This is a genomic window from Microbacterium umsixpiens (genome assembly GCF_053543675.1).
The window spans coordinates 6,925-9,627 of the sequence record NZ_JBLVOH010000122.1; the positions used below are offsets into that span (position 1 = coordinate 6,925).

Below are 2,703 nucleotides of genomic sequence, written 5' to 3' on the forward strand. Positions count from 1 at the left end.
GCACGAAGGCCGCCCCCGTCGGAACGGGAGCGGCCTTCGATGAGGTGCGGTCGATTACTTGACGGCAGCCTTGAGCTTGGAACCAGCGGTCACCTTGACGCGCTTGCCGGCCGGGATCTTGATCTCGGCGCCGGTCTGCGGGTTGCGGCCCGTGCGAGCAGCGGTGTCGACCTGCTCGAAGGAGATCCAGCCCGGGATGGAGACCTTGCTGCCCTTGGCAACAGCGTCGGAGACCGTGGCGAACAGCGAGTCGAGGACACCGGAGACGGTGGCCTGGCTCTGGCCCGTGGCGCTTGCGATGCTCGCGACGAGCTCGGTCTTGGTGATGGACTTGTCAGCCATGTCATCCTCCAGCGACGAGATCCCGTCGCATCGTTGTGGGTATCGGAGCGGATGCTCCTGGTCTAGTGACCGCCTCGAATGTATCAACCACCACCCGCATTTCCGCGTCATTTCGCGGGTTTTGGGCAATTACTGGGCGTGTCGCACCACTTTGGCCACTCCAGTCACAGATTCCGGGGTCGTCAGCGAGCCCGGTGCGCGTCGATCACGGTCCTGGCCGTGCGCTCGAACGCCGGGCTGACACGGCCTTCGCCGTCGAGATATCCGCCGACGAGCGCGGCATCGCGCAGCAGCACGAGGGAGGCTGCGACCTCCTCGGGACGCTCGAGATCGGCCGCCTCGGCGACCTGCTGCAGCGTCGAGCGGAACCACTCCCGGTGCTCGTCGATGAGCTGCCGCACGGCCCCACCGGCATCCGGATACTCCGCGGCCGCGTTGATGAAGGGGCAGCCCCGCGTATGGCGCTCCCGGATGTCGGCCGCGATGCCCTGGACCACCGCATCCAGCAGCGCGTCGGGATCGGAGACGGTCGCTCCCGCCTCCGTGAACATCGCGCGGAGCATCTCGTCCTCGTGGCCGAGATAGGCGAGCACGAGGTTCTCTTTGCCGCCGAACTGCTTGTAGAGGGTGGCGCGGGTGACCCCGGCCTCCTCGATCACACGGTCGACGCCGACCGCGTGGATGCCCTGTTCGTAGAAGAGGCGGGTGGCGGCATCGATCAGCCGTGCGCGGGCGGGGCTGGGGCGCTTCGTCGTGGTGTCCATGATCTTCCTCTCATCGTGGCATCCGAACCCCGGCATCCGAATCCGTTTTCCCGGTTTTGGGAATAGGTTGTGGTAGATAGAACGTTCGGTCTACTATCAGCGTAACGCACTTCCGATCAGCGGGAGCCGAACAGAGAGAAGAAGATCATGAACACCACCGACAAGACCCCCATCGTCCTCATCCACGGGCTGTGGATGACCCCGACCAGCTGGAACACCTGGGCCGAGCGCTTCCGCGCGCAGGGCCACGAGGTCATCGTCCCGGGATGGCCCGGCATCGACGACCGCTCGGTCGAGGACATCCGCCGCGACCCGTCCGCCCTGAAGGGCATCGGACTGAAGCAGATCGTCGACCACTACGAGCGCATCATCCGCTCGCTGCCCGTGAAGCCGATCGTCATGGGCCACTCCTTCGGCGGGGTCATCACGCAGATGCTGGCCGACCGCGGCGTCGGCGCGGCATACGTGGGCGTCGCCCCGGGACAGACCGCCGGCATCACCACCCTGCCGTTGTCGACGCTCTGGACCGGCACCCCGATCCTCGCGAACCCCTTCGGCCGCAACGGCGCCAAGCCGCTGTCGAAGCGCCACTTCCACTTCACGTTCGGCAACGACCTGAGCCGCGCCGAGTCCGACCGCCTCTGGGAGGAATCGGCCGTGAACTCCTACAACCGGGTCTTCTTCGAGGGCGTCGCGTCCGCGTTCAACGAGAAGGGCGGCGTCACGCACGTCGACTACGCGCGCACCGACCGGGCCCCGCTGTATGTGATCACGGGTGAGATCGACCACGTCGTGCCGCCGGCCATCGGTCGCGCGATCGTACAGAAGTACCGCTCCACCGGCAGCCCCGCCGTCGTCGAGTACAAGGAGTACCCCGGGCGCACCCACCGCCTGGTCAGCCAGGACGGCTGGGAAGAGATCGCCGATGAGGCCCTCACCTGGGCCGTCGCGCACACCACCGCCGCCGTCGCGTGACGCCGGCTTGCGCCGGGCAGGCTCGAAGACACGGAATGGAGGAGATCTCGCGGCATGAAGGAGTGGATACGGCATCCGCTCCTTCATTCCGCGAGATCTCCTTCGCGTTGCGCGGGTGGTACGCCGTCATGCAACGTGCGCTCCTTGCGCAACGGCCTCCATGATCACCGACTGCACCTCGGGCCAGCGCTCCATCACCTGCTCGTAGCTGAAACGCAGCACCCGGTAACCCCGGATCAGCAGCTGCGCGTCATGCGCGATGTCCCTGGTCCGTTGCACCCCTGTGTGGGTCGCGCCGTCGAGCTGGATCACCAGCCGGTCACCGATGAGGAGATCGACCCGGCGATCCACGACCCACGCCTGCGGCAGCATCCGCAGCCCCATCCACCGGAGCCGATGGATGACGATGGTCTCCAGCCCGGAGTCCGCGAAGGGGCGCGCCCTCGCGAGAAGCGTTCGGGCGGGCAGCGGAAGGTCGAGGCCTCGGAGCCTCGCGTCGTCTATGAGCCCCTTGTTCATCGCCGACTCCCAGATGACGAGGGCGGTCTCGAACGGCTGGCACTGCGCGATCAGAGCGAGGGCGTTCACGAGTTCGTCGACCGCGGCGTCCGGAGGACGCAGG

4 protein-coding genes are annotated in these 2,703 nt (G+C 67.0%); 1 reads left to right on the forward strand and 3 read right to left on the reverse strand.

Translation table 11 applies throughout. The features are described 5' to 3' along the window. Positions 1 to 54 precede the first annotated feature (54 nt). Positions 55 to 342, reverse strand: coding sequence for an HU family DNA-binding protein (locus ACNPM4_RS12225; protein ID WP_017203554.1), 288 nt, complete (start codon positions 340 to 342; stop codon positions 55 to 57). Between the two features lie 182 nt (positions 343 to 524). Further along, positions 525 to 1,106, reverse strand: a complete 582-nt coding sequence (locus ACNPM4_RS12230; protein ID WP_448985866.1) for a TetR/AcrR family transcriptional regulator — start codon at positions 1,104 to 1,106, stop codon at positions 525 to 527. A 147-nt stretch (positions 1,107 to 1,253) separates the two neighbouring features. On the opposite strand from ACNPM4_RS12230, the gene ACNPM4_RS12235 reads away from it, so the two are divergent. Beyond that, positions 1,254 to 2,081, forward strand: a complete 828-nt coding sequence (locus ACNPM4_RS12235) for an alpha/beta hydrolase (protein ID WP_448985867.1) — start codon at positions 1,254 to 1,256, stop codon at positions 2,079 to 2,081. 126 nt (positions 2,082 to 2,207) lie between these two features. Here ACNPM4_RS12235 and ACNPM4_RS12240 read toward each other — a convergent pair. Further along, positions 2,208 to 2,703: endonuclease domain-containing protein (locus ACNPM4_RS12240; RefSeq protein ID WP_448985868.1), on the reverse strand; the 496-nt coding region annotated here is incomplete at its 5' end.